The 25,027-nt window shown below is 74.6% G+C and carries 26 protein-coding genes; 9 read left to right on the forward strand and 17 right to left on the reverse strand.

Going from position 1 to position 25,027, the window contains the following annotated elements; genetic code table 11:
• Positions 1-212: 212 nt before the first annotated feature.
• Complete coding sequence (locus tag ACYVQV_RS13450; protein WP_461023815.1) at positions 213-749, reverse strand: PH domain-containing protein; 537 nt, start codon at positions 747-749, stop codon at positions 213-215.
• A gap of 173 nt (positions 750-922) precedes the next feature.
• Here ACYVQV_RS13450 and ACYVQV_RS13455 point away from each other — a divergent pair, with 173 nt between their 5' ends.
• Positions 923-2,026 carry an NADH-quinone oxidoreductase subunit D gene (locus ACYVQV_RS13455; protein ID WP_461023836.1) on the forward strand — a complete coding sequence of 368 codons (1,104 nt, stop codon included), beginning with the start codon at positions 923-925 and terminating at the stop codon, positions 2,024-2,026.
• 78 nt (positions 2,027-2,104) lie between these two features.
• Here the strand turns inward: ACYVQV_RS13455 and ACYVQV_RS13460 are convergent, their stop codons facing one another.
• Positions 2,105-3,052 (reverse strand): hypothetical protein, encoded by a 948-nt coding sequence (locus tag ACYVQV_RS13460; protein ID WP_461023816.1) that lies wholly within the window; start codon positions 3,050-3,052, stop codon positions 2,105-2,107.
• A gap of 265 nt (positions 3,053-3,317) precedes the next feature.
• Here ACYVQV_RS13460 and ACYVQV_RS13465 point away from each other — a divergent pair, with 265 nt between their 5' ends.
• Positions 3,318-3,935: a DUF1684 domain-containing protein gene (locus ACYVQV_RS13465; protein WP_461023817.1), complete on the forward strand. Its 618-nt coding sequence runs from the start codon at positions 3,318-3,320 to the stop codon at positions 3,933-3,935.
• 61 nt (positions 3,936-3,996) lie between these two features.
• Here the strand turns inward: ACYVQV_RS13465 and ACYVQV_RS13470 are convergent, their stop codons facing one another.
• The 3 genes from ACYVQV_RS13470 to ACYVQV_RS13480 form a co-directional block, all read right to left on the reverse strand.
• Positions 3,997-4,950 (reverse strand): ABC transporter substrate-binding protein, encoded by a 954-nt coding sequence (locus tag ACYVQV_RS13470; protein ID WP_461023818.1) that lies wholly within the window; start codon positions 4,948-4,950, stop codon positions 3,997-3,999.
• A 274-nt stretch (positions 4,951-5,224) separates the two neighbouring features.
• Positions 5,225-5,959, reverse strand: coding sequence for an ABC transporter permease (locus ACYVQV_RS13475; RefSeq protein WP_461023837.1), 735 nt, complete (start codon positions 5,957-5,959; stop codon positions 5,225-5,227).
• Entirely contained in the window at positions 5,959-6,660 is a 702-nt protein-coding gene (locus tag ACYVQV_RS13480; RefSeq protein ID WP_461023819.1) for an ABC transporter permease, read from the reverse strand. Before ACYVQV_RS13480 ends, ACYVQV_RS13475 begins: the two co-directional genes overlap by 1 nt.
• A 24-nt stretch (positions 6,661-6,684) precedes the next feature.
• On the opposite strand from ACYVQV_RS13480, the gene ACYVQV_RS13485 reads away from it, so the two are divergent.
• A complete protein-coding gene (locus ACYVQV_RS13485) occupies positions 6,685-7,833 on the forward strand; it encodes an ABC transporter ATP-binding protein (RefSeq protein ID WP_461023838.1) in 1,149 nt (382 codons plus the stop codon).
• 103 nt (positions 7,834-7,936) lie between these two features.
• Here ACYVQV_RS13485 and ACYVQV_RS13490 read toward each other — a convergent pair whose 3' ends face one another.
• From ACYVQV_RS13490 to dacB, 10 genes are all read right to left on the reverse strand, one after another.
• Positions 7,937-8,416 carry a DUF3180 domain-containing protein gene (locus tag ACYVQV_RS13490; protein WP_461023820.1) on the reverse strand — a complete coding sequence of 160 codons (480 nt, stop codon included), beginning with the start codon at positions 8,414-8,416 and terminating at the stop codon, positions 7,937-7,939.
• Positions 8,413-8,982, reverse strand: coding sequence for a 2-amino-4-hydroxy-6-hydroxymethyldihydropteridine diphosphokinase (folK, locus tag ACYVQV_RS13495; protein ID WP_461023821.1), 570 nt, complete (start codon positions 8,980-8,982; stop codon positions 8,413-8,415). Before folK ends, ACYVQV_RS13490 begins: the two co-directional genes overlap by 4 nt.
• Positions 8,979-9,347 (reverse strand): dihydroneopterin aldolase, encoded by a 369-nt coding sequence (gene folB, locus ACYVQV_RS13500; RefSeq protein ID WP_461023822.1) that lies wholly within the window; start codon positions 9,345-9,347, stop codon positions 8,979-8,981. The genes folK and folB overlap by 4 nt, the downstream gene beginning before the upstream one ends.
• Entirely contained in the window at positions 9,344-10,147 is an 804-nt protein-coding gene (gene folP, locus ACYVQV_RS13505) for a dihydropteroate synthase (RefSeq protein WP_461023839.1), read from the reverse strand. Before folP ends, folB begins: the two co-directional genes overlap by 4 nt.
• Before the next feature lie 50 nt (positions 10,148-10,197).
• Positions 10,198-10,806: a GTP cyclohydrolase I FolE gene (gene folE / locus ACYVQV_RS13510; protein ID WP_461023840.1), complete on the reverse strand. Its 609-nt coding sequence runs from the start codon at positions 10,804-10,806 to the stop codon at positions 10,198-10,200.
• 49 nt (positions 10,807-10,855) lie between these two features.
• On the reverse strand, positions 10,856-12,913 hold the full coding sequence (gene ftsH / locus ACYVQV_RS13515) for an ATP-dependent zinc metalloprotease FtsH (protein WP_461023823.1): 2,058 nt from the start codon (positions 12,911-12,913) through the stop codon (positions 10,856-10,858).
• Between the two features lie 237 nt (positions 12,914-13,150).
• Positions 13,151-13,708, reverse strand: coding sequence for a hypoxanthine phosphoribosyltransferase (gene hpt / locus ACYVQV_RS13520; protein ID WP_461023824.1), 558 nt, complete (start codon positions 13,706-13,708; stop codon positions 13,151-13,153).
• Between the two features lie 7 nt (positions 13,709-13,715).
• Positions 13,716-14,777 carry a tRNA lysidine(34) synthetase TilS gene (gene tilS, locus ACYVQV_RS13525; RefSeq protein ID WP_461023825.1) on the reverse strand — a complete coding sequence of 354 codons (1,062 nt, stop codon included), beginning with the start codon at positions 14,775-14,777 and terminating at the stop codon, positions 13,716-13,718.
• Positions 14,778-14,809: 32 nt separating this feature from the next.
• On the reverse strand, positions 14,810-15,847 hold the full coding sequence (locus tag ACYVQV_RS13530) for a zinc-dependent metalloprotease (protein ID WP_461023841.1): 1,038 nt from the start codon (positions 15,845-15,847) through the stop codon (positions 14,810-14,812).
• Between the two features lie 151 nt (positions 15,848-15,998).
• Positions 15,999-17,405: a D-alanyl-D-alanine carboxypeptidase/D-alanyl-D-alanine endopeptidase gene (gene dacB / locus ACYVQV_RS13535; protein WP_461023826.1), complete on the reverse strand. Its 1,407-nt coding sequence runs from the start codon at positions 17,403-17,405 to the stop codon at positions 15,999-16,001.
• 146 nt (positions 17,406-17,551) lie between these two features.
• Here dacB and ACYVQV_RS13540 point away from each other — a divergent pair, with 146 nt between their 5' ends.
• Entirely contained in the window at positions 17,552-18,049 is a 498-nt protein-coding gene (locus ACYVQV_RS13540) for an inorganic diphosphatase (RefSeq protein WP_461023827.1), read from the forward strand.
• 92 nt (positions 18,050-18,141) lie between these two features.
• Here ACYVQV_RS13540 and ACYVQV_RS13545 read toward each other — a convergent pair whose 3' ends face one another.
• Positions 18,142-18,597: an SRPBCC family protein gene (locus tag ACYVQV_RS13545; RefSeq protein ID WP_461023828.1), complete on the reverse strand. Its 456-nt coding sequence runs from the start codon at positions 18,595-18,597 to the stop codon at positions 18,142-18,144.
• Between the two features lie 240 nt (positions 18,598-18,837).
• On the opposite strand from ACYVQV_RS13545, the gene ACYVQV_RS13550 reads away from it, so the two are divergent.
• The 5 genes from ACYVQV_RS13550 (at position 18,838) to ACYVQV_RS13570 (ending at position 24,527) form a co-directional block, all read left to right on the forward strand.
• Complete coding sequence (locus ACYVQV_RS13550) at positions 18,838-19,983, forward strand: AI-2E family transporter (protein ID WP_461023829.1); 1,146 nt, start codon at positions 18,838-18,840, stop codon at positions 19,981-19,983.
• Positions 19,984-20,029: 46 nt separating this feature from the next.
• On the forward strand, positions 20,030-20,233 hold the full coding sequence (locus tag ACYVQV_RS13555; protein WP_461023830.1) for a hypothetical protein: 204 nt from the start codon (positions 20,030-20,032) through the stop codon (positions 20,231-20,233).
• Between the two features lie 138 nt (positions 20,234-20,371).
• On the forward strand, positions 20,372-22,795 hold the full coding sequence (locus ACYVQV_RS13560; RefSeq protein WP_461023831.1) for a phosphoketolase family protein: 2,424 nt from the start codon (positions 20,372-20,374) through the stop codon (positions 22,793-22,795).
• Positions 22,792-23,877, forward strand: coding sequence for an acetate/propionate family kinase (locus ACYVQV_RS13565; protein ID WP_461023832.1), 1,086 nt, complete (start codon positions 22,792-22,794; stop codon positions 23,875-23,877). Before ACYVQV_RS13560 ends, ACYVQV_RS13565 begins: the two co-directional genes overlap by 4 nt.
• 74 nt (positions 23,878-23,951) lie before the next feature.
• Complete coding sequence (locus ACYVQV_RS13570) at positions 23,952-24,527, forward strand: hypothetical protein (RefSeq protein ID WP_461023833.1); 576 nt, start codon at positions 23,952-23,954, stop codon at positions 24,525-24,527.
• 14 nt (positions 24,528-24,541) lie between these two features.
• Here the strand turns inward: ACYVQV_RS13570 and ACYVQV_RS13575 are convergent.
• Positions 24,542-25,027 (reverse strand): CAP domain-containing protein (locus tag ACYVQV_RS13575; RefSeq protein ID WP_461023834.1); only part of this gene is annotated, 486 nt, incomplete at its 5' end.

Genomic DNA, 25,027 nt, shown 5'->3' on the forward strand with positions numbered 1-25,027 from the left:
ACTCGCCTCGTGACCCGTCGTGGACGCCGGCGACCCCTCGGCGGGAGGCGGACCGATGGACGACGGGCCATCGGCCGGCGTCGGACCCGGAGGCGGCGTCGGACCCGGGGGCGGCGTCGGACCCGGGGGCGGCGGGAAGGCGAGGGGCGGCGTCGCCGGGGGCGGGAGGTCCACCTCCGGCTCGCGGTGGCGGTGGCCGTCGGGTGGCTGCGTCACAGTCCGGCCAGCCTCGCCTCACCACGTGTGGCCAGGCGCTCGCGCAGGCGCGCCGCCTCCTCCGGCGGCAGGCCCGGGATCGCGGCGTCGGTGCCGGGCGAGGCGGTGTGCAGCTGCACGCGCGCCAGGCCCAGGGCGCGGTCCAGGGGGCCGGCTTGGACGTCGACGTACTGCATCCGGCCGTAGGGGACCACGACGAGGGTCCGGAACATCACGCCCGTGCGGATCAGCAGGTCGTCCTCCTGCTCGGCGTAACCGATGGCCCGCACCTGCCGGCCGATCAGCCACAGGAGCCAGCCGGCCAGCGCCGTCAGCGCGGCCGCGCCGGCCCAGAACCAGGGGGAGACGAGGACGGCCAGGACCACCAGGGCGACCAGGGGCAGGACGACGGTGACGGCGAGGACGAGCCGACGGGCGGTCACCAGCCTCGGCGAGACCGGCGTCCAGCGGACCCCGGCGGGGTCGAACGGGGAGCGCGTCGCCGTCGCCTCGGGGTGGTCGGCCCGGGTTCCGTGGTCGTCGTCCGTGCTCACGCGGTCGATCCTGTCAGACGCCGCCGACGGGCGGGCCGCGGGCGGGGACGCGCAGTGGCAGACTCGCGGGCGTGGTGGACCAGCCGGGGACGTCGGGCACGCGCGAGGTGTCGCTGAGCGTGGGGACGGCGGTGGGGGTCAGCGAGCACGAGCGGGACCTCCCGACCACCGAGATGGTGCTGAACATCGGCCCGCAGCACCCTGCGACCCACGGCGTGCTGCGGCTGCGGCTGCGGCTGGACGGCGAGCGCATCGTGGCCGCCGAACCGGTCGTGGGCTACATGCACCGCGGCGCCGAGAAGCTGTTCGAGGCCCGGGACTACCGGCAGATCCTGGTCCTGGCGAACCGTCACGACTGGCTGTCCGCCTTCGCCAACGAGCTGGGCGTCGTCCTCGGCGTCGAGCACCTGCTGGGGATGGAGGTGCCCGAGCGTGCGGTGTGGGCGCGGACCCTCCTGGCCGAGCTCAACCGGGTGCTCAACCACCTCATGTTCCTCGGGTCCTACCCGCTGGAGCTCGGCGCGATCTCACCCATGTTCTACGCGTTCACCGAGCGCGAGGAGCTGCAGGCGGTGATGGAGGAGGTCTCCGGCGGGCGCCTGCACTACATGTTCAACCGGGTCGGTGGTCTCAAGGAGGACCTGCCGGCCGGGTGGACCGGCCGGGTGGCCGACGCCGTGGCCGGGGTCCGCCGCCGGCTGCCCGACCTCGAGGGCCTGCTGGTGGGCAACGAGATCCTGCGCGCTCGCACCCGTGGTGTCGGCGTGCTGGACCGGCCCACCGCCCTGGCCTACGGCGTCAGCGGGCCGATCGCACGGGCCAGCGGCGTGGACCTGGACCTGCGGCGGGACGAGCCGTACCTCGCCTACGGGGAGCTGTTCGCCCCGGGCGGGCCGGGCCGGGTGGTGACGCGCACCGAGGGTGACTCGCTGGCCCGCTTCGAGTGCCTGCTGGAGCAGGTGCACGTGAGCCTGGACCTCGCCGAGGCGTGCGTCGACCGGCTCCGGTCGCTGCCCCGCGGTCCGGTGAACGTGCGGCTGCCGAAGGTGCTGCGGGTGCCCGAGGGGCACCGTTACACGTGGACGGAGAACCCGCTCGGGATCAACGGCTACTACCTGGTCTCCCGCGGCGACAAGACCCCGTGGCGGCTGAAGCTGCGGTCGGCGTCGTTCAACAACGTGCAGGTCCTCACCCAGCTGCTGCCGGGGTGCCTGATCGCGGACATGGTCGCGATCCTGGGGTCGACGTTCTTCGTCGTCGGCGACGTCGACAAGTGACCGCACCGGCGGCGCGGCCGAGCGACCGAGCCGGCGCGGGGCCGGTCGCCCCCGGGTCCGGGGCGGCCCGCGCAGCGGTCAGGCGGCGTGCCGTCCGCGGCGACGCGAACCCTGCTCGCTCCCCGCGGGCAGCGCCAGGCGCTCCCCGTGCGGCGCCAGCGCGTCGGAGGTCGTGGGTCCTCCCGCGCTGACGGCCGAGTCCAGCAGCCGGGTCAGCTCCACGTGGTCGTGGCGGGCGAGGGCGTCGAACACCCTGTCCTGCAACGTGCCGTGGCGCTTGCGACGGGACGGGACGACCACCTGGGCGCTCGACAGGCCCTGCACGAGCACCGCCTGCTTGCCCTCGGGTGCGGCGGTGACCAGCTGCCCGTCCTCGATGATCGGGACGGCCGGGATGACCGGGAGCGGCCCGGTGTCGGGTCCGGTCCCTGCGTCCCACATGCGCTGCAGCTCGGCCGTGTCGACCCGGTAGTCGACCGGCGTGACGTCGCCGGCGTGACGGCCCCCCGACACGGAGGAGCCGTCCTCGGGCTCGTCGTCGGCGACCGCCTCCGGGGCGTCGTCCAGCGCGTCGTCCAGGTCGACATCCAGGTCGACGTCGAGCCCGTCGTCCACCCCGGCGAGGAGCAGGTCGTCGTCGTGCTCCACGTCCCCGAGCTCCACGTCGGCGTCCGCAGCGGCACTCGCAGCGGGCACGTGCTCCCCGCGGAGGGCGGTCTCCCCGCCGGGCACCAGGGCCACGTCGTCCACCACGCCGTCGTCGAGGACCGGGTCCGCGGCGGCCACGAGGTCGTGCCGCGAGTGGACCACGGGGGCCTCGTCGGCCAGCGGGACCTCGAGCAGGGCACGGCGACGTGCCACGCGCTCGGCGTGACGACGGTGGCGAGCGCGCCCGGCTCGCAGGTCCTGGACGGCGCCGGTGACGCCCGCGGCAGCCAGGCCGGCGGCGCCCCAGAGCGGACGGTCGACGAGGACGCCGGCGACTCCCGCGCCCACGCCGAGCGCGGCCGTCACGGGGGCTGTCATGGACGCCAGCAGAGCGGTGGGTCCCCACCCTCGCCCCGTGCGAGGAGCACGGTGGCGACCACGCGTCGTCGCACCAGACGTCACAGGACTACTCACGAGTCACACCTTATGGGCTCTGGGTCGGCTCCGGGGAGAACTGTGCACCCCGTGTCACGGACACGCCGGAGGCGACACGCCGACGCTTTCGTGACCAACGGTCACCTGTCACTTGTCGTCACACCTACCTTACGGAGCGCCTTCGGCCCGGGGCTGGGAGAGTCGGTCCATGTCGCTCTCGCTCCTGGACTGGCGGCGCCGCGTGTCGGACCTCTACCGCGACGTCAGGGCCCTGTCGGTCGATGACCCACAGGGCGCGCACACGCTGTGGGCGCGCACGCGCTCCGACCTGCTGATGACGCACGAGCAGTCCCCCGTCGCCGCCGCGCACCGCGGTGCCGGCGGGGTGCCGGTGCACCCCTACGACTCGTCGTTCCGCTTCGAGGTGGAGCTGCAGCCGGTCGAGCCGATGCCGCTGGAGGTCCCGACCGGCACGGACGGCGTCGTCCGGTTCGACCGGATCGGCCGGGTGGAGCTGCCGGACCTCGGCGGTCTGGACGTCTGGTGGTTGGCCGGTTACGGCGGTGGCGTGTTCGTGCCGCTGCGGGACGGCACGTCCGGGAACGACGGCTACGGCGGTGGCAGGTACCTCCTGGACACGGTCAAGGGCGCGGACCTGGGCACGTCGCAGGACGGGACCCTGCTGGTCGTCGACCTGAACTTCGCCTACCACCCGTCCTGCGCGTACGACCCTGCGTGGGCCTGCCCCCTCGCCCCCGCCGGCAACCGCCTGGAGGCGGACGCGCCGGTCGGGGAACGGTACGAGGGACCCTGGGCGCACACGTGACGAACCGGACCGGCTCGTCCGTGCCGTCGCCCGAGGGCCCCTCGCCCGGACGCGACGGGTCTCAGCCGATGAGGCCCTTCTCCTCGAGGTAGGCGCGCGCGACGTCGGCTGCCTGCTGCCGCTCGGCGTCCACCTGGGCGTTGAGCTCGGCCAGGTCCTCGGTGGTCAGCACCTCGGCGAGCTGGTTCAGGGCCTCGACGAGCTCCTCGTCCTGCGCCACCTCGGAGTTGACGGCCGGCACGAGGTTGTCGGCGAGCTGCAGCTGCTTGTCGTCCTCGAGCACGACGAGTCCGAACTGCTCGACGGTGGCGTCGGTGCTGCCGACGAGGCCGAGCTGCGCCTCACCGGACTCGACGGCCTGCTTGGTCTGCGGGCTGCTGAAGCCGGTCGGGAGCACCTGGCTGACCTGGATCCCGTACGTCTCGGTCAGACCGGGAGCGCAGAAGGGGCGCTCCGGGCACTCCTCGGTGGCAGCGAGGACCACCGGCTGCCCCAGGGCCCCGAGGTCGGACAGGGTCGTCAGCGAGTTCGCGTCCGCGAAGGCCTGGGTGACCGCGAACGCGTTCTGGCTGGCCGCGTCGGCCGGCTCCAGGATCGTCACGCCCTCCTCCTCGGCCAGCGGGCGCATCGCCTCGACCGTCTCCTGGGCGTCGTTCGTCGCGATCGGCTCGGCGTCCGCCCCGTTCGCGCCGATGTTGAGGTACTCGGCGAGGGTGGCGGCGTACTCGGGGACGACGTCGATGGCCCCGCTCGCGAGCTCGGGGAAGTACACCTCGCGCTGGTCGGCCGTGACGGTCTCCGTGTCGTAACCGGCGTCCTCGAGCAGCTCGACGTACATCGCCTGCATGACGAGCATCTCGGTGAAGTTCGCGCCGCCGACGACGACCGTCTCGCCGCCACCGGAGCCGTTGCCGCCGTCCCCGCCCTCCTCGAACGGGTCGTCACCTCCGCCGCACGCGGTCAGCGTGAGCGCCGCCGCCGTCGCCAGCGCGGCCAGGGAGAACCTCCTGCGCACGATGCGCCACCACCTTCTGTGTCCCGCGGCCGGGCCGCGCGTGTCCGGGGGGCGCCGAGCGGCACCCGTGACCCCACGAGTGAACAACCCTGCACCGACAACGGCACGCCGAGACGATCACGATCGCGTCACACCTGCCGCCCCAGTCGCCGCACCTTTCCACCACGGTGCGGTCCCAGGACCCCACCGACCCGCAGGTCGGTGGAAAGGTGCGGTTCCCGGACGGGACCGACGCGCAGGTCGGTGGAAAGGTGCGGTCGAGGCGGGGGGCGGGTCAGCCACCGCCGGGCCCGACCGGCGACGTCTGCGCCACCACGGCCGGACGGCGGTCGGCGGCGCGGCGCACCCGTCGTCCCGGGTCGACCCGGGCCGAGACCGCCTCGAAGAGCAGCTCGGTGACCAGCGCCAGCAGCGCGATGAGCACCGCGCCGGCGACCACCTGCCCGGTGTCCTGGTTGGCGAACCCCCGGGTGACGATCCGGCCGAGCCCGCCGAAGGCCGCGATCGCGGCGATCGAGACCGTGGCGACGAGCTGGACGGCGGCCAGCCGCACCCCGTTGAGGATCAGCGGCGCGGCCAGAGGCAGCTCCACCCGGCGCAGCACCTGCCAGCCGGTCATCCCCATCCCCCTTGCCGCGTCCACGGCGCCGCGGTCGACCTCGCGCATCCCGACGTAGGTGTTCGTCACGATCGGCGGGATCCCGAACAGCGTGAACGCGGTGATCGCGGTCAGGTCCGAGAACCCGAACGGCTCCCCCGCCACGACGAGGACGACGAGGACGGCGAGCGTCGGCACCGCCCGCCCGATGTTGCTGACCTGCACCGCGAGGACGCCGCCGCGGCCCAGGTGCCCCAGCCACACCGACACCGGCAGCGCCACCACGCACGCGACGAGCAACGAGACCACCGTGAGCCGCAGGTGCTCGACGAGCAGGTTCAGGACCCCCGCCGGACCCGTCCAGTTCGACCCGTCGGCCAGCCACCCGACGGTGTCCCCGACCCACCCCATCAGGCCGCCCTCCCCCGCTGCCACGGTGTGACCGCCCGTTGGGCGAGCAGCAGCAGCAGGTCGGCGACGACGGCGAGCACCACGCAGAGCACGGAGGCCGTCAGCACCTCCGCCTTGAAGTTGGAGCGCAGCCCGCGGGTCAGCACGTCACCGAGCCCGCCGTAGCCGACGATCGTCCCGACCGTGGTGAGCGCGATCGTCGACACGGTGGCGACCCGCAGCCCGGCGAAACCGGCGGGCAGCGCCAACGGCAGCTCGACCCGCCACAGCATCCGCCAGCGCCCGAACCCCATGCCGCGCGCGGCGTCCCGGACCTCCTCGTCGACCGCGTCGAAACCGGCCAGCAGGTTCCGCACCAGGATCGTCAGCGAGTACAGGACCAGGCCGGTGATCGTGGTGGCCGCGGACAGGCCGCTGACCGGCAGCAGCAGGGAGAACATCGCCAGCGACGGGATCGTGTACAGGGCGGTCGAGAACCCCAGCGTCAGGGGCCGCGCTCGGCGCCACTGCTGCGCGAGCACCGCCAGCGGCACCGCCACCAGCACCCCCAGCAGGACCGCGACACCGGTGATGAACAGGTGCTCCTGGGTCTCGGCGAGCAGCTCGTCGGCGCGCGTCCGCACGTACTCGGCGCACACCCACTCGTTGCGGACGAGGCAGTTGTCGGCGAGGGTTGCGGCGTGGACTCCCGGGACGCGCACGGCGTCGACGCTAACGGCTCCGTGATGATCCGGCTCGACGGTGTGGGCAAGACCTACCCCGACGGGACCGTCGCGGTGCAGTCACTCGACCTCGAGGTGAACCGCGGCGAGCTCGTCGCACTCGTCGGCCCGTCCGGGTGCGGCAAGTCCACGACCCTGCGGATGGTCAACCGGCTGATCGAGCCGACGTCCGGCCGGATCGTCATCGACGGCGAGGACGTCACCGACGTCGACGCCGTCGAGCTGCGCCGCACCATCGGCTACGTCATCCAGCGGGTCGGGCTGTTCCCGCACCTGACCGTCGGCGACAACGTGGCCGTCGTCCCGCGCCTGCTCGGCTGGGACCGTCAGCGCACCCGCGAGCGCGTCGACGAGCTGCTCGAGCTCGTGGGCCTCGAGCCCGGCACGTACGCGAAGCGGTACCCCCACGAGCTGTCCGGCGGCCAGCAGCAGCGCGTCGGCGTCGCCCGCGGCCTGGCCGCCGACCCGCCCGTGCTGCTGATGGACGAGCCGTTCGGCGCGGTCGACCCGATCGCCCGCGACCGGTTGCAGTCGGAGTTCCGCCGGATCCAGGCCGACCTGCACAAGACGGTGCTGTTCGTCACCCACGACATCGACGAGGCGGTGCGGCTCGCGGACCGGATCGCCGTGTTCAGCGTCGGCGGCAGGCTCGAGCAGTACGCCGACCCCACGACGGTCCTCGGCGCGCCGGCCAACGACTTCGTCGCGGACTTCGTCGGCTCCGACCGCGGGCTGCGGCGCCTGGCCGTGACACCGATCGAGCGCGAGGACCTCGAGCACCCGCCGACCGTCCTGCTCGGCGACCCGGCGACCGTCGCGCGGCAGGCGATCGGCGACGCGCCCGAGCCGTACGCCGTCGTCCTGGACGACGACGGGCGGCTGCGCGGGTGGGTCTCCGCCCGGCACGTCCAGGGCGGGACGGGCACGGTCGCGGACCACGCCCGCCGGTTCGAGGAGACCGCCGAGCTCGGCGACTCGCTGCGTCGCGGGCTCAGCGAGATCGTCCAGCACGACGCCGGGTGGCTGCCCGTCGTCGAGCGCGGCCGGTACGTCGGCGTGCTGACCCCCGCCTCGGTCTACAACGCCTTGCGCCGCACCGTGCCCGACGGGGGCCACGAGCCCGAGCCGGCGCCGATCGGTGAGCCGGCCTGACCCACCCTGCCCCATCACCAGGGCGCCCTTGCTCACGGGTTGCTCGGTTCAGCGACGTGCAGCCGAGCAACCGGTGAGCAAACCAGGGCCGGGTGAGCAAAGGTCAGGGAAGGGAGGGCCGTCCTGGCTCGCCGTCGGGGTCGTCGTCCCCGTCGGGCAGGCGGCACCACCGCTCCGCCACCAGCCCCGCGGCGACCATGAGGCCCGCGCACAGCACCGCGACACCGGCCAGCAGCAGCCGCTCCCGCAGCGGCTCGATCGCCCAGTCCGGCACCAGGTCGAGGGCCTGGCCCAGGTACCAGCCGACGAGCAGCGCCCCCGAGTGGCTCGACGCCTTCGCCAGGACGGCGGTGCGCGCCGCGCGCAGCGGGTCCAGCCGGCGGGTCCGGTCGCCGCGGTTCCACCGCCGCACGGGCCAGCCGAAGACCAGCACCGCGCCGGCGATCACGACCATCGCCGCCAGGGCCGTGACCGGCAGCGGCATCGACGCGCCGTTGGACGCCAGCGCCCGGACCACCAGCCAGCCGGCCACCACCCCGGCGAGCGCCAGCAGCAGCAGCGTCCGGGGACGCGACGGGCTCACGCCCCCTCCCCCGGCACGACGAGCCGGACGTCGTCACGCGGGCGCACGCCGTCGGCGTCCGCCGCCCGGGCCGCCAGCAGCGCGACGGGCCCGCCGTCCGGTCCGGGCAGCGCCGCCCGGGGGTCCAGCCGCGCCCACGGGGCGAGGACGAACGCCCGGTCGTGGGCGCGCGGGTGCGGCAGGGTCAGCTCCGCGTCGGAGCTGACCAGGTCACCGAAGGCGACCACGTCGACGTCGAGGGTGCGGGGACCCCAGCGGACGGCGCGCTCGCGCCCGAACCGCGCCTCGACGCGGTGGCAGGCGGCGAGCAACCGGCGGGGGGACAGCCCGGTCCGCACCGCCACCACGGCGTTGAGGTAGTCGTCCTGCTCCGGACCGCCGACCGGGTCCGTCTCCACGACCGGGGACACGGCGACGACGTCCACGTCCGGCTCGGCGGCCAGGGCGTCCACCGCGCCCTGCAGCGTCGCGACCCGGTCACCGAGGTTCGAGCCGAGCGCCAGGACGGCGTCCACCGCGGCCCGCGGCGTCGCGTCCAGGTCGACCGGTCGCACCGGGCTCGTCACGGCGCCTCCCGGCGTCGGTGGATGCGCAGGACGACGTCCGAGAAGGGCACCTCGATCGGGGCCTGCGGCTTGTGCACCGCGACGTCGACCGCCTGCACCCGCTCGTGGGCGAGCACCCGGTCGGCGACGCGCTGCGCGAGCGTCTCCACCAGGTCGACCGGGTCGCCGGCGACGACGTCGTGGACCTCCTGGGCGATGACCCCGTAGTGGACGGTGTCGGTCAGGTCGTCCGACGCCGCGGCCGGCCGGGTGTCGACGTGCAGCACCAGGTCGACGACGAAGTCCTGGCCCTCCCGGCGCTCGTGGTCGAACACCCCGTGGTGCCCCCGGGCCCGCAGACCGTGCAGCTCGATCCGGTCCGTCACGACGTCCCTCCCCTGCGCCAGGCTGTGCCGACCTTGACCGCGTCCACCGTCGACGGCACCTCGTGCACGCGCACCCCCCACACGCCGGCGGCGGCGGCGAGGGCGCTCGTGGCCGCCGTCGCGGCGTCCCGTTCGGTCGGTGGCACCGGCTCGCCGTCCGCGCCGGCCAGCAGCGAGCCGAGGAAGCGCTTGCGCGACGTCCCGACGAGCAGCGGCAGCCCGAGCGCGTCGAGCTCGCCGAGCCGGTGGAGGACCTGCCAGTTGTGCTCGCCGGTCTTGGAGAACCCGAGCCCGGGGTCGAGGACGAGCTGCTCCGGCGAGGCGCCCGCGGCGACGAGGTGCTCGACCCGCACGGCCAGCTCGTCCCGCACCTCGGCGACGACGTCGTCGTACACCGCCAGGTCGTCCATCGTGACGCTGTGGCCGCGCCAGTGCATCACCACGTACGCGGCGCCCGACGACGCGACGAACGCGGCCATCCGCTCGTCCGCCAACCCGCCGGACACGTCGTTCACCAGCCGCGCGCCGGCGTCCAGCGCAGCCTCCGCGACGAGCGCGCGGGTCGTGTCCACGGACACCGCGACGCCCTGCGCGGCCAGCGCGGACACGACGGGGACGACGCGGCGCAGCTCCTCCTCGGGCTGGACGCGCGGTGCCCCCGGCCGGGTCGACTCGCCCCCGACGTCGACGACGTCGGCGCCCTGCGCGACGAGCTCCAGGCCGTGCGCGACGGCGGCGTCCTCGTCGAACCAGCGGCCGCCGTCGCTGAACGAGTCCGGGGTCACGTTGACCACGCCCATGACGAGCGTGCGCTGCGCCGCGCCGGGTGCGAGGTCCTGGACCCGCACGGTCAGCGCCCCAGGATCAGGCTGAGCGCCTCCGCCCGGCTCGCCGGGTCGCGCAGCTGCCCGCGCATGGCCGACGTGGTGGTGCGCGAACCCGGCTTGCGGACCCCGCGCATCGACATGCACAGGTGCTCGCACTCGATGACGACGATGACGCCGCGCGGCTCCAAAATCTCCATCAGCGAGTCGGCGACCTGCGAGGTCAGGCGCTCCTGCACCTGCGGGCGACGCGCGAACACGTCCACCAGCCGGGCCAGCTTGGACAGCCCGGTGATCTTGCCGTTGACGGCGGGGATGTACCCGATGTGCGCCACGCCGTGGAACGGCACCAGGTGGTGCTCGCAGGTCGAGAAGACCTCGATGTCCTTGACCAGCACCATCTCGTCGTGGCCGAGGTCGAACGTCGTCGTCAGGACGTCCTCGGGACGCTGGCGCAGCCCCGCGAACGTCTCGGCGTAGGCGCGGGCGACCCGCGCCGGCGTCTCCTGGAGGCCGTCGCGGTCGGGGTCCTCGCCGATCGCCAGGAGGATCTCGCGGACGGCGGCCTCGATCCGCGGCCCGTCGAACCCGTCGGGGACGGCGGCCTGGACGTCGACCGGGGCGCCGGGCTCCAGCGGCAGGTCCGTCTCCGGGTCCGCCCCGGTGCGGGTCTCCTGCGCCACGTCAGCCCTGCTCGCCGGCCGACGGTCCCTCGGCGGACCACGGCTGGGGTGACCAGCCGGGGGTCGCACCGGGGACGTTCGGCTCACCGGCCTCGGCGGCCTCGTCCTGCGGCGCGGGACGGCCGTTGCGCTGCGCGGCGGCCTCCGCGGGCGTGAGGATCGGCGGCTGGTCGGACACGTGCCGGCGGTCGCTGGACAGCCACACCGGGCGCAGCGGGCGCTTGTGCACGGGACGGAAGATCTCGGCCAGCTGCTCCTTGTTGAGCGTCTCGTGCTCGAACAGCTGGCGGACCAGCTCGTCGAGGACGGGACGGTGCTCCATGAGCACCTCCCACGCCTCGTCGTGCGCGGCCTCGATGAGTCGGCGGACCTCGTCGTCGACGACGGAGGCGACCTCCTCGGAGTAGTCGCGCTCGTGGCCCATGTCGCGGCCGAGGAACACCTCGCCGGAGCCCTGCCCGAGCTTGATCGCGCCGACGCGCTCGCTCATCCCGTACTGGGTGACCATCTTGCGGGCGAGCCCGGTGGCCTTCTCGATGTCGTTGCTGGCACCGGTGGTGGGGTCGTGGAAGACGAGCTCCTCGGCGACCCGGCCGCCCAGGGCGTACGCGAGCTGGTCGAGCAGCTCGTTGCGGGTGGTCGAGTACTTGTCCTCCGAGGGCATCACCATCGTGTACCCGAGCGCGCGACCGCGCGGCAGGATCGTCACCTTCGTGACCGGGTCGGTGTGCCGCATCGCCGCCGCCACCAGGGCGTGGCCGCCCTCGTGGTAGGCGGTGATCTTCTTCTCCTTGTCGTTCATCAGCCGGGTCCGCTTCTGCGGGCCGGCGATGACGCGGTCGATCGCCTCGTCGAGCGCCTCGTTGTCGATGACCTTGGCGTTCGACCGGGCCGTCAGCAGCGCCGCCTCGTTGAGGACGTTGGCCAGGTCGGCGCCGGAGAAGCCGGGGGTGCGCCGCGCGACGGCCATGAGGTCGACGTCCGGGTGCATCGGCTTGCCCTTGGCGTGCACCTCCAGGATCTTCGCCCGGCCCTGCATGTCCGGCGGCTCGACGGCGATCTGGCGGTCGAAGCGGCCGGGCCGCAGCAGCGCCGGATCGAGGATGTCGGGGCGGTTCGTCGCGGCGATGAGGATGACGTTCGTCTTGACGTCGAAGCCGTCCATCTCGACGAGCAGCTGGTTCAGGGTCTGCTCGCGCTCGTCGTGGCCGCCGCCCATGCCGGCACCGCGGTGGCGGCCGACGGCGTCGATCTCGTCGACGAAGATGATCGCGGGGGCGTTGTTCTTCGCCTGCTCGAACAGGTCGCGGACGCGGGAGGCGCCGACGCCGACGAACATCTCGACGAAGTCGGACCCGGAGATCGAGTAGAAGGGGACGCCGGCCTCGCCGGCGACCGCGCGGGCGAGCAGCGTCTTGCCGGTACCCGGGGAGCCGTACAGCAGCACGCCCTTGGGGATCTTGGCGCCGACGGCCTGAAACTTGGCCGGCTCGGAGAGGAACTCCTTGATCTCGTAGAGCTCCTCGACGGCCTCCTCGGCCCCGGCCACGTCGGCGAAGGTGACCTTGGGGGCCTCCTTGCTGACGAGCTTGGCCTTGGACTTGCCGAACTGCATGACCCGCGAGCCGCCGCCCTGCATCTGGCTGAGCAGGAACCAGAAGAGGGCGAGGATGATGATCAGCGGGAGCAGGGTGATGAGCAGGCTGCCGAGCAGGGAGTCCTGCGGCACCTCGTCGGTGAACTCCTGCTCGATGTCGGCGGAGTTGACGGCGTCGACCACGTCCGGCCCGCGCGGTGCGACGTAGTAGAACTGCACCTGCTCGCCGAGCTCGTCGCCGTCCTCGGTCGTGTACGGCTCGGTGAGGGTGAGCTCGACGCGCTGCTCGCGGTCGACGATCTTCGCCTGCTCGACCTTGCCCTCGTCGAGGAGCTCGAGGCCCACCGCGGTGTCGACGCGCTGGAAGCCGCCGCCGGAGAAGAACTGGCTGCCGACGAGCAGCACGAGCACGGCGATGAGGATCCAGACCACCGGCCCGCGGAGAATGCGCTTGACGTCCATTGATGCGGGGCTGACGCCCCGTCCCTCCTGCTCGTTACGACGTTGATCGACGGTACACCGCACGCCCGTCCGGCCCGTCGGCCGTGCAGGCCGCGCACGGGCGGTCCGACCGCGTCGTCCGGTCCTGTCGTGCAGAACGGTCCGCACCGACGCCCTGTTCCGGTGCGGGCCGTGTTCGCTGTGGGCGAGCACGGCGTCCACCGGGCCCGGCACGTCCCGCGGGGACCGCCCGCCGGCTCAGGACGCGTACACGTGCGGGGCCAGCGTCCCCACGAACCGCAGCGAGCGGTAGCGCTCGGCGAAGTCCAGGCCGTAGCCGACGACGAACTCGTTCGGGATCTCGAAGCCCGTGTAGCGGACGTCGACCTCGACCTTCGCCGCGTCGGGCTTGCGCAGCAGCGTCAGCACCTCCACCGACGCCGGGCCGCGGGAGCCGAGGTTGGACTTCAGCCAGGACAGCGTCAGGCCGGAGTCGATGATGTCCTCGACGATGAGCACGTGCCGGCCGGTCAGGTCGCTGTCGAGGTCCTTGAGGATGCGGACGACGCCGGAGGACTTGGTGCCCGACCCGTAGCTCGACACCGCCATCCAGTCCATCTGCGCGCCGGGGTGGTGCAGGGCGCGGGCGAAGTCGGCCATCACCATCACGGCGCCCTTGAGCACCCCCACGAGGAGCAGGTCCTTGCCGGCGTAGTCCTCGTCGACCTGAGCGGCGAGCTCGGCGAGACGCTGCTGGATCTGCTCCTCGCTGATCAGGACCTTCTCGAGGTCCCGCCCCATGTCGTTCGCGTCCACGCGCGCGTCACTCCCGCGGTCCGTACCCGGCGGCGGCGGTCTGCTCGTCGCCGACACCGCTCGGCGGCGGCGCCAGGCGAAGCCTCCCACACGCCCGACCGGCCCGGACACGGCCGGGCAGGTGCACCTCCCCCTGGCCGTGCCAGCGGGTGACGAGGGCGTCGAGGGCGCGCACGTGCGCGTGCGAGAGGGTCCCGGCGGGCGCGCCGGCGTCCAGGGCGGCGCGTCGCAGCACCCGGTGCCGGACGGCGTCCGCGAGCCCCGCGAGCGCCGCCACGTCCAGCTCGACGCCGTGCTCGACGCCGTGCTCGACGCCGTGCTCGACGCCGTGCCCGACGGCCAGGAGCGCCTCCCCCGCCAGGGCGTCGAGGGCGTCGGCGTCGGCCCGCAGCAGCGCGGCGGTGCGGGCCAGCGCCTCGGCGACCCCGGGGCCCAGGGCCCGTTCGAGGGCGGGCAGCGCGTCCACCCGCACCCGCACCCGCGCGTACGCGGGGTCGGCGTTGGCCGGGTCGGACCACACGGGCAGCCCCGACGCGGTGCACGCGGCGAGCAGGTCGGCCCGGCGCAGGCCGAGCAGCGGGCGGCGCAGCAGTCCACGCCGCGGCGCCATCCCGGCCAGCGAGCGCGCCCCGGCCCCGCGGGCCAGGCCGAGCAGCACGGTCTCGGCCTGGTCGTCGAGCGTGTGCCCCAGCAGGACGGCGGCCGCCCCGGTCCGCGCCGCGACCTGCTCCAGCGCCGCGTACCGGGCGTCGCGCGCGGCGGCCTCCGGACCTCCCCGCCCGGTGCCGTCGACGGCGACGACCTGGACCGGGGACAGCCCCAGGTCGCGGCACGTCCGCGCGGCCCGCTCGGCGACGTCCGAGGACCCCGGCGACCAGCCGTGGTCGACGACGACGGCACCTGCGCGCAGTCCCGCGCGCGGCGCGACGAACGCGGTGGCGGCGGCGAGCGCCACCGAGTCCGGGCCGCCGCTGCAGGCGACGAGGACGACGTCCCCCGCCTCCAGGTCGGCCAGGGCCGAGCGGACGGCGAGCCGCGTCGCGGCGACGGCCGGAGCCGGACCGCTCACCCGGGCCCCCGCCGACTCACCCGGTCACCCGGTCACCCGTGCACACGGCGCACCCACGCGCCGGGGTCGGGGATCTCCTCGGCCCGCGGGAGCGTCTCCGGCCCCGTCCAGACGGCGTTGAACCCCTCGGTGCCGACGGTGTCGACGACGCCGCGGACGAACTGGGCGCCGTCGGCGTACTGGCGCATCTTCGCGTCGAGGCCGAGCAGCCGGCGCAGCACCCGGTCCAGCCCGGGCTTGCCGGCGCGGCGGGCGGTGAAGCGCTTGCGGATGGTGGCGACGCTCGGGACCACCTGCGGTCCGACGTCGTCCATGACGACGTCGGCGTGCCCCTCGAGCAGGGACATCAGGGCGGTCAGCTCGGCCAGCGCGGCCCGCTGCTCAGGGGTCTGCAGCAGGTCGAGGACGCTGGCGTCACCGGTCCCGCGCAGCACCTCCGGCAGGTGCCGCACGGCCGCGCCGAGCCGGTCGACGAGCGCGCCGGGCTCGCCGAGAAGGTCCCCGACGAGGGACCGGATCCGGCCGACGAGGTGCTCGCGCAGCCACGGGTTGGCGACGAACTGGACCCGGTGGGTCTCCTCGTGCAGGCACACCCAGAGCCGGAAGTCGCGGGGGTCGAGCTCGAGCTCGCGCTCGACGTGGACGACGTTCGGCGCGACGAGCAGCAGCCGGCCCTGCCCGGTGCTGGTGCCGCCCGGGTCGGCGAAGGGGTCGAACTGGCCGAGGACCTTGGACGCCAGGAACGCGAGCAGGGAGCCGACCTCGGCGCCGGTGACCCGCGAGCCCACCGCGGAGACCACCTGGTTGGGCTGCTTCTCGCGGCGGGCGGTGGCCTCGGCGACCGGCGGGGCGAGCAGGCTGCGGAACGCGGCGACGTTGGCTGTGGCCCACCCGACGCGGTCGACGACGAGGACGTCCTCGCCCGGTCGGGCGTGCAGGCCGGTGGTGGCGCCGACGTGGCCGGTGGACGTCGCCGCGTGCGCGCGCAGCTCCTCGACGGCGTCCTGCGCCTCCTGGGCGGAGACGACGGGACCGGGCCGGACGAGGCGCGCGGCGGTGCGGACGGCCAGGTCCCAGTCGACGAGGGCGTCGACGGCGGCCGTGTCCGCGGTCCCGGGGCTCTGGGCGGACGGCGCGGTGGAGGTCACCGGCTCACCGTACGCGGCGTCGTCCCCCGCCGACGCGGGCGCGCTCGGCGCCCGGTGGGAGGACGGGGCGCGCTCAGCGGCAGCCGCAGGCCACCAGCGCGGCGGCGAACGCGTCGGTCGCGGCGCGGGCCGGCAGCGTCTGCGGCGCCTGGTCGGCGAGGACGGCGAACACCAGCAGCCGCCCGTCGGCGGTGACGACGGTGCCGGCGAGGGTCGTCACCCCGGTCAGGCTGCCGGTCTTGGCGCGCACCTGGCCGGCCGCCGCCACCTGGCCGCCGAAGCGGTCGCCCAGGGTGCCGTCCAGGCCCGCGACGGGCAGTCCGGTCAGCAGCGGTCGCAGCCGCGGGTGGTCGTCCGAGGCCGCGGCGGTCAGCAGCTCGGTGAGCGTGCCGGCCGGCAGGGCCGAGCCGTCCGCCAGGCCGCTGCCGTCGGCCAGCCGCGCGCCGGTCGTGTCCACGCCGAGCGCGGCGACCTGCTCGAGCACCGCGGGCGCGGCGTCGGCGAACGTGGCCGGGCGTCCGAGGTCCAGGGCCACGAGCCGGGCGAGCACCTCCGCGACCGTGTTGTCGCTCGCCCGCAGCATGTGCCCCACGACGTCGCCGAGCGGGGCGGACTCGACCTCCGCGAGGACGGGGGCGTCGGGGGGCGCGACTGCCCGGGCCACCGGCCCTGCGACCGTCACGCCGCGCTCGGCGAGCAGGGCCGCGAACGTCGTCGCCGCGGACAGGGCCGGGTCGGCCTGGCGCGGGGCGTAGTTCTCGGCGCTGGTGCGGCCGGCGTCCACGGCGACCGAGGTGACCGGCGCGACGTACCCGGCCGCGACGTCGGAGGGGGACCACCCGGGACTGGTCGCCGGTCCGGTGAAGAGGGTGTCGTCGAGGCGGACGCCGACCGTCGTGCGCCCCTCGGCGGCGAGCGCGGCGGCCGTGGCGTCGGCGAGGTCGGCCAGCCCGGCGCGGCCCACGACGGCGTCGGGGTCCCCCTCGCCGACCGCGAGCAGGACGTCGCCACCACCGACCAGCACCACCTCGTCGGGCGTCACACCCGAGACGACGCGGGTCCGGGTCACGGCGGCGGGTCCGAGCTGCTCGAGGACGGCGGCGCCGGTCAGCAGCTTGACGACCGACGCGGGCTCACGGGGGACGGAGCCGTCCCGCGTCCACAGCACGTCGCCGGTGAGGGCGTCGACCACCTCGGCGGACACCGACGGGCCGAGCGCGGGGTCGGCCGCGAGCGGGGCGAGCACGGCGCCGAGGGCGTCGGGCGCGGGCACCGGCGCCGACGCGTCGACGGCGTCCACGACCGGTTCTGGCTGGTCGGGGGCCCGCGCCCCCGGGGCGGTCGGGAACGGTTCGGGCGGTGGTGGGAGCGGTGCGTCGGTGAGGACGCCGGGGACGACGTCCGCGACGTCCGCGACGGCGTAGCCGCCGACGAGCGCCACGCCCAGCGCGAGGGCACCCGCGACCAGCCGCCGTCCCACCGTGCCTCCTCGTCACCGCCCGCGTGCCCAACGTCACCCCGGGGAGACCCCCGGCGCGCGGCGCGGCCGTCCCCCGTGGTGGACACTAGCGTTCCGTCGCCGGCCAGCAGCGACCCGCACACGACGCCTCGACCGGGAGGGCACTGATGGAGTTCGACGTCACGATCGAGATCCCCAAGGGGACGCGGAACAAGTACGAGGTCGACCACGTGACCGGCCGCATGAAGCTGGACCGGACGCTGTTCACCGCGACCCGCTACCCCAGCGACTACGGCTTCATCGACAACACCCTCGGCGAGGACGGCGACCCGTTGGACGCCCTCGTCATCATCGACGAGCCGACGTTCCCCGGCTGCCTGATCCGCTGCCGCGCGATCGGCATGTTCCACATGCGCGACGAGGCCGGCGGCGACGACAAGGTGATGTGCGTCCCGGCGGGCGACCCGCGGCTGGACCACATCCAGGACCTCGACGACCTCGGCAGGTTCCACCGGCTCGAGATCCAGCACTTCTTCGAGACGTACAAGGACCTCGAGCCCGGCAAGTCCGTCGAGGGCGCGCACTGGACCGGCCGGGAGGGCGCCGAGGAGGAGATCCGGCGCTCCTTCCAGCGGCTGAAGGACCAGGGCGGCGACGGCCACTGACTCCAGGCCCCGCCCGGCACGACGCGCGACGGCCCCCGACCTCGGTCGGGGGCCGTCGTCGTCCCGGCGCGCTGGCCGGCCGTCGTGGTCGGTCAGCTGCCGTCGCCGCGGTGGGCCGCCCGGCCCTCCGCGAGCAGCACCAGCCGGCGCAGCGCCTCGTCGTTGCGGATCCTCAGCGCCGGGTGCCGCAGCACCCCGGGGACGAGCGTGCCCGGCCCCTCGCTGGCGTCCTCGGTGATGGTGACGAGGCAGCCGTCCGCGTTCGGCTCGACCTCGACGAGGACGTCGGCCTCGCCCGCCGGCCAGCCGCGGGCCGTGAGCCGGATCCGGCGACCCCGCTCGTACTCCACGCAGGACGTCGTGTCGTCGATGAGCAGCGGCCACAGGCCCACCGAGTGGTGCAGCCGCGCACCCGGCTCCGGCCAGCCCGGGTCCACGTCGCGCATCCGCGACGCCCCGACCACCCACAGCGGGTAGGTCCAGCCGTCGTCCAGGACGTCGAACACCTGGTCGGGCGTGCAGCGCGCGGGCTTGCTGGTGGTGGCCACGCGCTCAGTGTCGGCGCGGTCGACCCGGCCCGCCACCGCGCGGCTGCGGACCGCCGCCCGCGGCCGCCCGTCGTCCCCTCGTGGCCGCGCGGCAGCGACCTGCTGTCCCAGCGGGGCGGACGCACACGCCGTGACCGGTTCGCCGCTGACGGCGTGTCCGTCCGTCTCGCGGGTGGGGTCCGACGGCACCAGACTGCCCCGGAGACCGCCAGCGACCGACTGCCGCACCGGAGGACGACGATGCCCACCGCGCGCGAGCCCGCTCCGTCGGAGCGGCTGGTCCGCGTCGGCCGGATGGCCTGGGCGGTGGTCGGCCTGCTCGCCGTCGCCTGGGCCGTCCTCTACGTCGCCGGGCGCGTCAGCGTCGTCGTGGTGGCCGTGGTCATCGCCCTGTTCCCCGCCGCGCTGCTCGACCCGGTCGCGGCCCGTGTGCGGCGCAGCCGGGTGCCCGGTGCCCTCGGCGCCCTCCTGCTCGTCCTGCTGCTCGTGCTGGTCTTCGCCGTCCCGGCGTGGCTCGTGGTCCCCCGGGTGGTCGACCAGGTGCCTGCGCTGGCCGACTCCGTGGTGCGGGGGCTGGAGCAGCTGGAGGACGCGGTGGACCTGCGCTCGCTGCCCGGCAGCCCGGGCAGCCCGGGCGAGCTCGCGCAGCAGGCCTTCGACCGGATCGGCAGCGGCACCGTCGTCGACCAGGGGCTGGCCGCCGTCGCCGCGGTGACCCGCGGCCTGACCGGCACGCTGCTCGTCCTGGTCGTGCTCTTCTTCTGCCTCAAGGACGGACCGCGGCTGTGGCGCCCGTTCGTGGAGCTGGCGCCCGCCCGTCACCGCCGGACGGTGGACGCGGTCGGCGGGCAGGTGTGGTGGACCCTCGGCGCGTTCCTGCGCGGGCAGCTGCTGGTCGCCTTCTTCGACGCGCTCTTCATCGGGCTCGGCCTGTGGCTGCTCGACGTCCCGCTCGTCCTGCCGCTCGCGGTCCTCGTGCTGTTCGGCGGGCTGTTCCCGATCGTCGGCGCGTTCGTCTCCGGGCTGGTCGCGGTGCTGGTCGCCCTGGCCGACGGCGGGCCGGTGAAGGCGCTGCTCGTCCTGGGCCTCGTGCTGCTCGTGCAGCAGATCGAGGGCAACGTCTTCCAGCCCTACGTGATGAGCAGCATGATCTCGCTCCACCCGCTGCTCATCATCCTCGCCGTGACCTCCGGCGGACTGGTGCTGGGGGTGCTGGGGGCCTTCCTCGCGGTGCCGGTGGCCGCGGCCGTGTCGCGGACCGTGGACATGGCGCGGGGTCGGACGCCGTCCACCGGTCCCGTCGGCCGCGAGGCGGCGACCAGCGTGACCGCACCACGGGAAGCAGGGCCACGAGGAGCGGACGCGCGACCACCCGACCCGGCCTAGGGTTTGTGGGACGAGCAGCACCACACCGACCACGGAGGTGAGGCACGTGACCGAGGCACCGATGGAGCGGCGGGACGACGTCGACCCGGCGGACCGCTGGGAGCAGGAGCTGCCCGCCGGTGGCCCTCAGGACGACGAGGAGGTGCCGGCGCCGGAGGCGAGCGAGCACGCCGTCCCGGAGGCGTCCGAGGGCGACCTCGCGGAGTCCGCGGTCGAGGTCCCGCTGGACGAGGACGACGAGGCCCGCTGACCCCGTCGGGTGCCGGCGTCCGGTTCGGGACCTCGGTCCCCTCGCGCGGGGTGGTGGGCCACGGGATGCTGGCGGCGGTCCGCGGTGGAGCCGCGGCCCGCACACCGGTGACCGACGAGCGCGCCACCAGGAGGCCCCGTGTCCACCGCCACGAGCGACACCGCGAACCGCCCCGCCCCCCGACCGCTCGACGACGAGCAGGTCGACGCCCTGGAACGGTGGTGGCGAGCCGCCAACTACCTGTCCGTCGGGCAGATCTACCTGCTGGACAACCCGCTGCTGCGCGAGCCGCTGCGGACGGAGCACGTCAAGCCGCGGCTGCTCGGGCACTGGGGCACGACACCGGGCCTGAACCTGCTGTGGGCGCACGCGAACCGCTGCATCCGCGAACGCGACCTCGACGCCCTGTTCGTCACGGGCCCGGGTCACGGCGGTCCGGCGGTCGTGGCGAGCACCTGGCTGGAGGGCACGTGGTCCGAGGTGTACCCGGACGTCACCCGGGACGCCGCGGGGATGCGGAAGCTGTTCCGGCAGTTCTCCTTCCCCGGCGGGATCCCCAGCCACGTCGCGGCCGAGGTCCCGGGCTCGATCCACGAGGGCGGTGAGCTCGGGTACGCCCTCGCCCACGCCTTCGGGGCGGCGTTCGACCACCCGGACCTGACGGTGTTCTGCGTCGTCGGCGACGGGGAGGCCGAGACCGGGCCGCTGGCGACGTCGTGGCACTCGAACAAGTTCATCGACCCGCGCCGTGACGGCGCGGTCGTGCCGATCCTGCACCTCAACGGCTGGAAGATCGCCAACCCGACGCTCCTGGCCCGCATCCCCGAGGAGGAGCTCGTCGCGCTGTTCCGCGGGTACGGGTACCGGCCGGTGCTGGTCAGCGGACCACAGGACGGCGAGACGAGCGCCGACGTCCACCGGCGGCTGGCCGCGGCGATGGACGAGTGCCTGGACGAGGTGGCGCGGATCCAGTCGGACTTCCGCGACGGTGACGTCCCCGCCGACCGCCCGGCGTGGCCGATGATCGTGCTGCGCACGCCGAAGGGGTGGACGGGCCCGCAGGTCGTCGACGGCCACCGGGTCGAGGGCTCGTGGCGCTCGCACCAGGTCCCGGTCTCCGACATCCGCGAGAACCCCGAGCACCTGGCCGAGCTGGAGCGGTGGCTGCGCTCCTACCGGCCGGAGGAGCTGTTCGACGACGACGGCCGGCCCGTCGACGACGTCCTCGCGCAGGCGCCGCGCGGCGAGCGGCGGATGAGCGCCAACCCCGTCACCAACGGCGGCGCGGTGACCCGCCCGTTCGAGCTGCCCGACGTCCACCCGTTCGCGGTCGAGGTGACGGAGCCGGGGACGACGTTGCACAGCCCCACCGGGGTGATGGGCGGCTGGCTGCGCGAGGTGGCTCGCGCCAACCCGACGACCTTCCGGCTGTTCGGCCCGGACGAGGTGGCGTCGAACCGGTTGCAGGCGGTGCTGGAGGTCACCGGTCGCACCTGGGCCGAGGACGCCGCGGACGACGACGCGCACCTCGCGCTCGACGGCCGGGTGATGGAGGTGCTGTCCGAGCACCTGTGCCAGGGCTGGCTCGAGGGCTACCTCCTGACCGGGCGGCACGGGCTGTTCACGAGCTACGAGGCGTTCATCCACATCGTCGACTCGATGGTCAACCAGCACGCGAAGTGGCTGAAGGTGACGCGGGGGCTGGACTGGCGCGAACCGCTGCCGTCGCTGAACTACCTGCTGTCGTCGCACGTGTGGCGCCAGGACCACAACGGCTTCTCCCACCAGGACCCCGGCTTCCTCGACCACGTGGCGAACAAGAAGTCCGAGGTGGTGCGGATCTACCTGCCGCCGGACGCGAACACCCTGCTGTCGACGACCGACCACTGCCTGCGCAGCCGGCACTACGTGAACGTCGTCGTCGCCGGCAAGCAGCTCGCCCACGACTACCTGTCGATGGACGACGCGAACGAGCACTGCCGCCTCGGCCTCGGCCGGTGGGCGTGGGCGAGCACCGACTCCGGCGACGGTGACGACTGCGACGTCGTCCTCGCGTGCGCCGGGGACGTGCCCACCCTGGAGGCGCTGGCCGCGGCCGACCTGCTGCGCACGCACCTGCCGGACCTGCGGGTGCGGTTCGTCAACGTCGTCGACCTGATGCGCCTGCAGCCGGACACCGAGCACCCGCACGGGATGAGCGACGAGGACTTCGACGCGGTGTTCACCACGGACAAGCAGGTGCTGTTCGCGTGGCACGGCTACCCGTCGCTGGTGCACCAGCTGACGTACCGGCGCACGAACCACCGCAACATCCACGTCCGCGGGTACAAGGAGGAGGGCACCACCACGACGCCGTTCGACATGGTGATGCTGAACGACCTGGACCGCTTCCGGCTCGTGATGGACGTCATCGACCGGGTGCCCGGTCTGGCCGGGCGGGCGGGCGACGTCCGGGCGGAGATGGAGCGGTTGCGGGCCGCGGCGCACCAGCACACGCGCGACCACGGCGAGGACGACCCGGCGATCAGCGGGTGGCGCTGGCCGCACGGGACGTCGGCATGAGGGTCCTGACCGTCAACGCGGGGTCGTCGTCGCTGAAGCTGCGGGTGCTGCGCGAGGACGGTTCCGCGGCACCGGGTTTCGCCGACGAGGGGACGTTCGAGGACCTGGACGGCGCGCTGGGCGCCGGGCCGTTCGACGCGGTCGGTCACCGGGTCGTGCACGGCGGCCCGCACGTGAGCGCCCCGACGGTCGTGGACGCGGAGGTGCTGTCGGCACTGGAGCGTCTGACCCCGTTGGCGCCGCTGCACCAGCCGACGGCGGTGAGGGCGGTCCGCGCGGTCGCGGACCGCCTCCCCGGTGTGCCGCAGGTGGTGTGCCCGGACACCGCCTTCCACCGGGACCTGCCGCCGGAGGTGGCGACGCCGGCCGTGCCGGTCGAGTGGCGGGAGCGGTGGGACCTGCGCCGCTACGGGTTCCACGGCCTGTCGGTGCGGTGGGCGGTGCGGCGGGTCGGCGAGCTGGTCCCGGACGCGCGGCGGGTGGTCGTCGCTCACCTGGGGTCCGGCGCGTCGCTGACCGCGGTGCGGGACGGGCGCAGCGTCGACACGACGATGGGCTTCACGCCCCTGGAGGGCCTGGTGATGGCGACCCGCAGCGGCACCCTCGACCCGGGGCTGCTGCTGTGGCTGGTGCAGCAGGGCGAGGCGCCGCACGACCTCGTGCACGCGCTGGAGACCCGCTCGGGTCTCGCCGCGCTGGCGGGGACGAAGGACATGCGCGAGGTGCTGGCCCGCCGCGAGGCGGGGGACGCCGACGCGGCGCTCGGCCTCGACGCCTGGGTGTGGTCGTTGACGCGGCACCTCGGAGGCCTGGTCGCCGTCCTGGGCGGGCTCGACGTCCTCGTCCTGACCGGCGGGATCGGCGAGCGCTCACCGGTCGTGCGGGCGGCCGCCGCCGACGCGCTCGGCTTCGCGGGCGTCCGGCTCGACGTCACGGCGAACGACGCCCTGGCCGACGGCAGCGGCGTGGACGACGTCGAGGACCTCACCGGTGAGGGCTCGACCGCCCGCGTCCTGTGCCTCGCCGCGCGCGAGGACGTCGAGATCGCGCGCGGGACCTGCGAGGCGCTCGCCCGCGCGTGAGCGCGCGGCCCCCCGGACGAGTGAGGGGGACCGGTCTGCACGCGGGCGAGGTGCGGCGCTGACAGGATCGACAGGTGTCCGTCAGACCGCTCGCCGACGAGCTGGCCGCAGCGCGCCGCCACCTGGCCGCGCTCGATCCCACCGCCCCGCAGGCCCTCCCCGACAATCGCCCCGGAGACGTGGCGAGCTGGCTGGCCACCGCGCACGCCGCCGCCGAGCAGCACCTCGAGGACTCGGGGACCTTCTACGTATGGCTCAACGACCTCGGCATCAACCACGACCAGTGGTTCGTCACTGCGATCGCCAACGGGCCGGGCCGTACGCAGCGCGGTGTAGGGGACTACCGGGACTCTCGCACCGGTGACCAGGTCACCGAGCTGCTGGGCGTGCCAGACCTGACCGTCACCGGGGTGAAGCCCGTCCAGGCATGGTTGTCGAGCGCCCCCTTCGACACCCCGGAGCGGGACGCGGTCGAGGCGGTCGCCGTCCTCGCCGTGTTCGACCTGGTGCAGCGCGGCCTGCGCAACCTGCCCGCACCCCCCGCCCACCGGGTGGCGATGAGCCGCGGTGAGGAGTGGCGGGTGTGCGTCTGGGAGGACCCCACCGCGGTGCCCGTGGTCCACACCTGGCACCCGTCAGCACCGGACTGACCGCAGAGCCGAAGTCAGCGGGTGACGAAGACGTGCACCCCGATCCACTGGCCGCGGGAGTTCTTCACCGCGGCGCTGCCGATGGCCGTGTAGGAGCCGCGCAGGATGTTCTCGCGGTGCCCCTGCGAGTTCATCCACATCTGGACCATCGACGGCGCGCTGCCCGACGTCATGGCGATGTTCTCGCCGACGCCGCGGACGCCGCACTGGCGCAGGATCGTGCCCATGTCCTGGTGCTCGAACCTGCCGGTCGCCGCGAGGTGCTCCGCCCACTTCTGCGCGGACTGCTGGGCGCACTCGTCGACGGTCAGCGGCCGCAGGCCCCGAGCCGTCCGCTCGGCGTTGACCCCGTCGACGAGCTCCGCGGCGTAGCCGCTGACGCCCGGGGCCGGTGCGGGTGCCGGGGGCGCCGGGGCGGGCGCCGGCGCGGGTGCGGGCGCCGGGGCGGGCCGCTCCTCGGGGACGGGCGTGGGCGTGGGGGTCGCGGCCGCCTCAGCGGC

It is taken from the genome of Thalassiella azotivora, assembly GCF_054781695.1.

Coding starts and splice junctions, on each gene's coding strand:
- ACYVQV_RS13455 (WP_461023836.1), top strand. CDS start 923: ATGGTGCTGAACATCGGCCCGCAGCACCCTGCGACCCACGGCGTGCTG.
- ACYVQV_RS13460 (WP_461023816.1), bottom strand. CDS start 3,052: ATGACAGCCCCCGTGACGGCCGCGCTCGGCGTGGGCGCGGGAGTCGCC.
- ACYVQV_RS13465 (WP_461023817.1), top strand. CDS start 3,318: ATGTCGCTCTCGCTCCTGGACTGGCGGCGCCGCGTGTCGGACCTCTAC.
- ACYVQV_RS13475 (WP_461023837.1), bottom strand. CDS start 5,959: ATGGGGTGGGTCGGGGACACCGTCGGGTGGCTGGCCGACGGGTCGAAC.
- ACYVQV_RS13485 (WP_461023838.1), top strand. CDS start 6,685: ATGATCCGGCTCGACGGTGTGGGCAAGACCTACCCCGACGGGACCGTC.
- folP (WP_461023839.1), bottom strand. CDS start 10,147: ATGGGCGTGGTCAACGTGACCCCGGACTCGTTCAGCGACGGCGGCCGC.
- ftsH (WP_461023823.1), bottom strand. CDS start 12,913: ATGGACGTCAAGCGCATTCTCCGCGGGCCGGTGGTCTGGATCCTCATC.
- ACYVQV_RS13540 (WP_461023827.1), top strand. CDS start 17,552: ATGGAGTTCGACGTCACGATCGAGATCCCCAAGGGGACGCGGAACAAG.
- ACYVQV_RS13550 (WP_461023829.1), top strand. CDS start 18,838: ATGCCCACCGCGCGCGAGCCCGCTCCGTCGGAGCGGCTGGTCCGCGTC.
- ACYVQV_RS13565 (WP_461023832.1), top strand. CDS start 22,792: ATGAGGGTCCTGACCGTCAACGCGGGGTCGTCGTCGCTGAAGCTGCGG.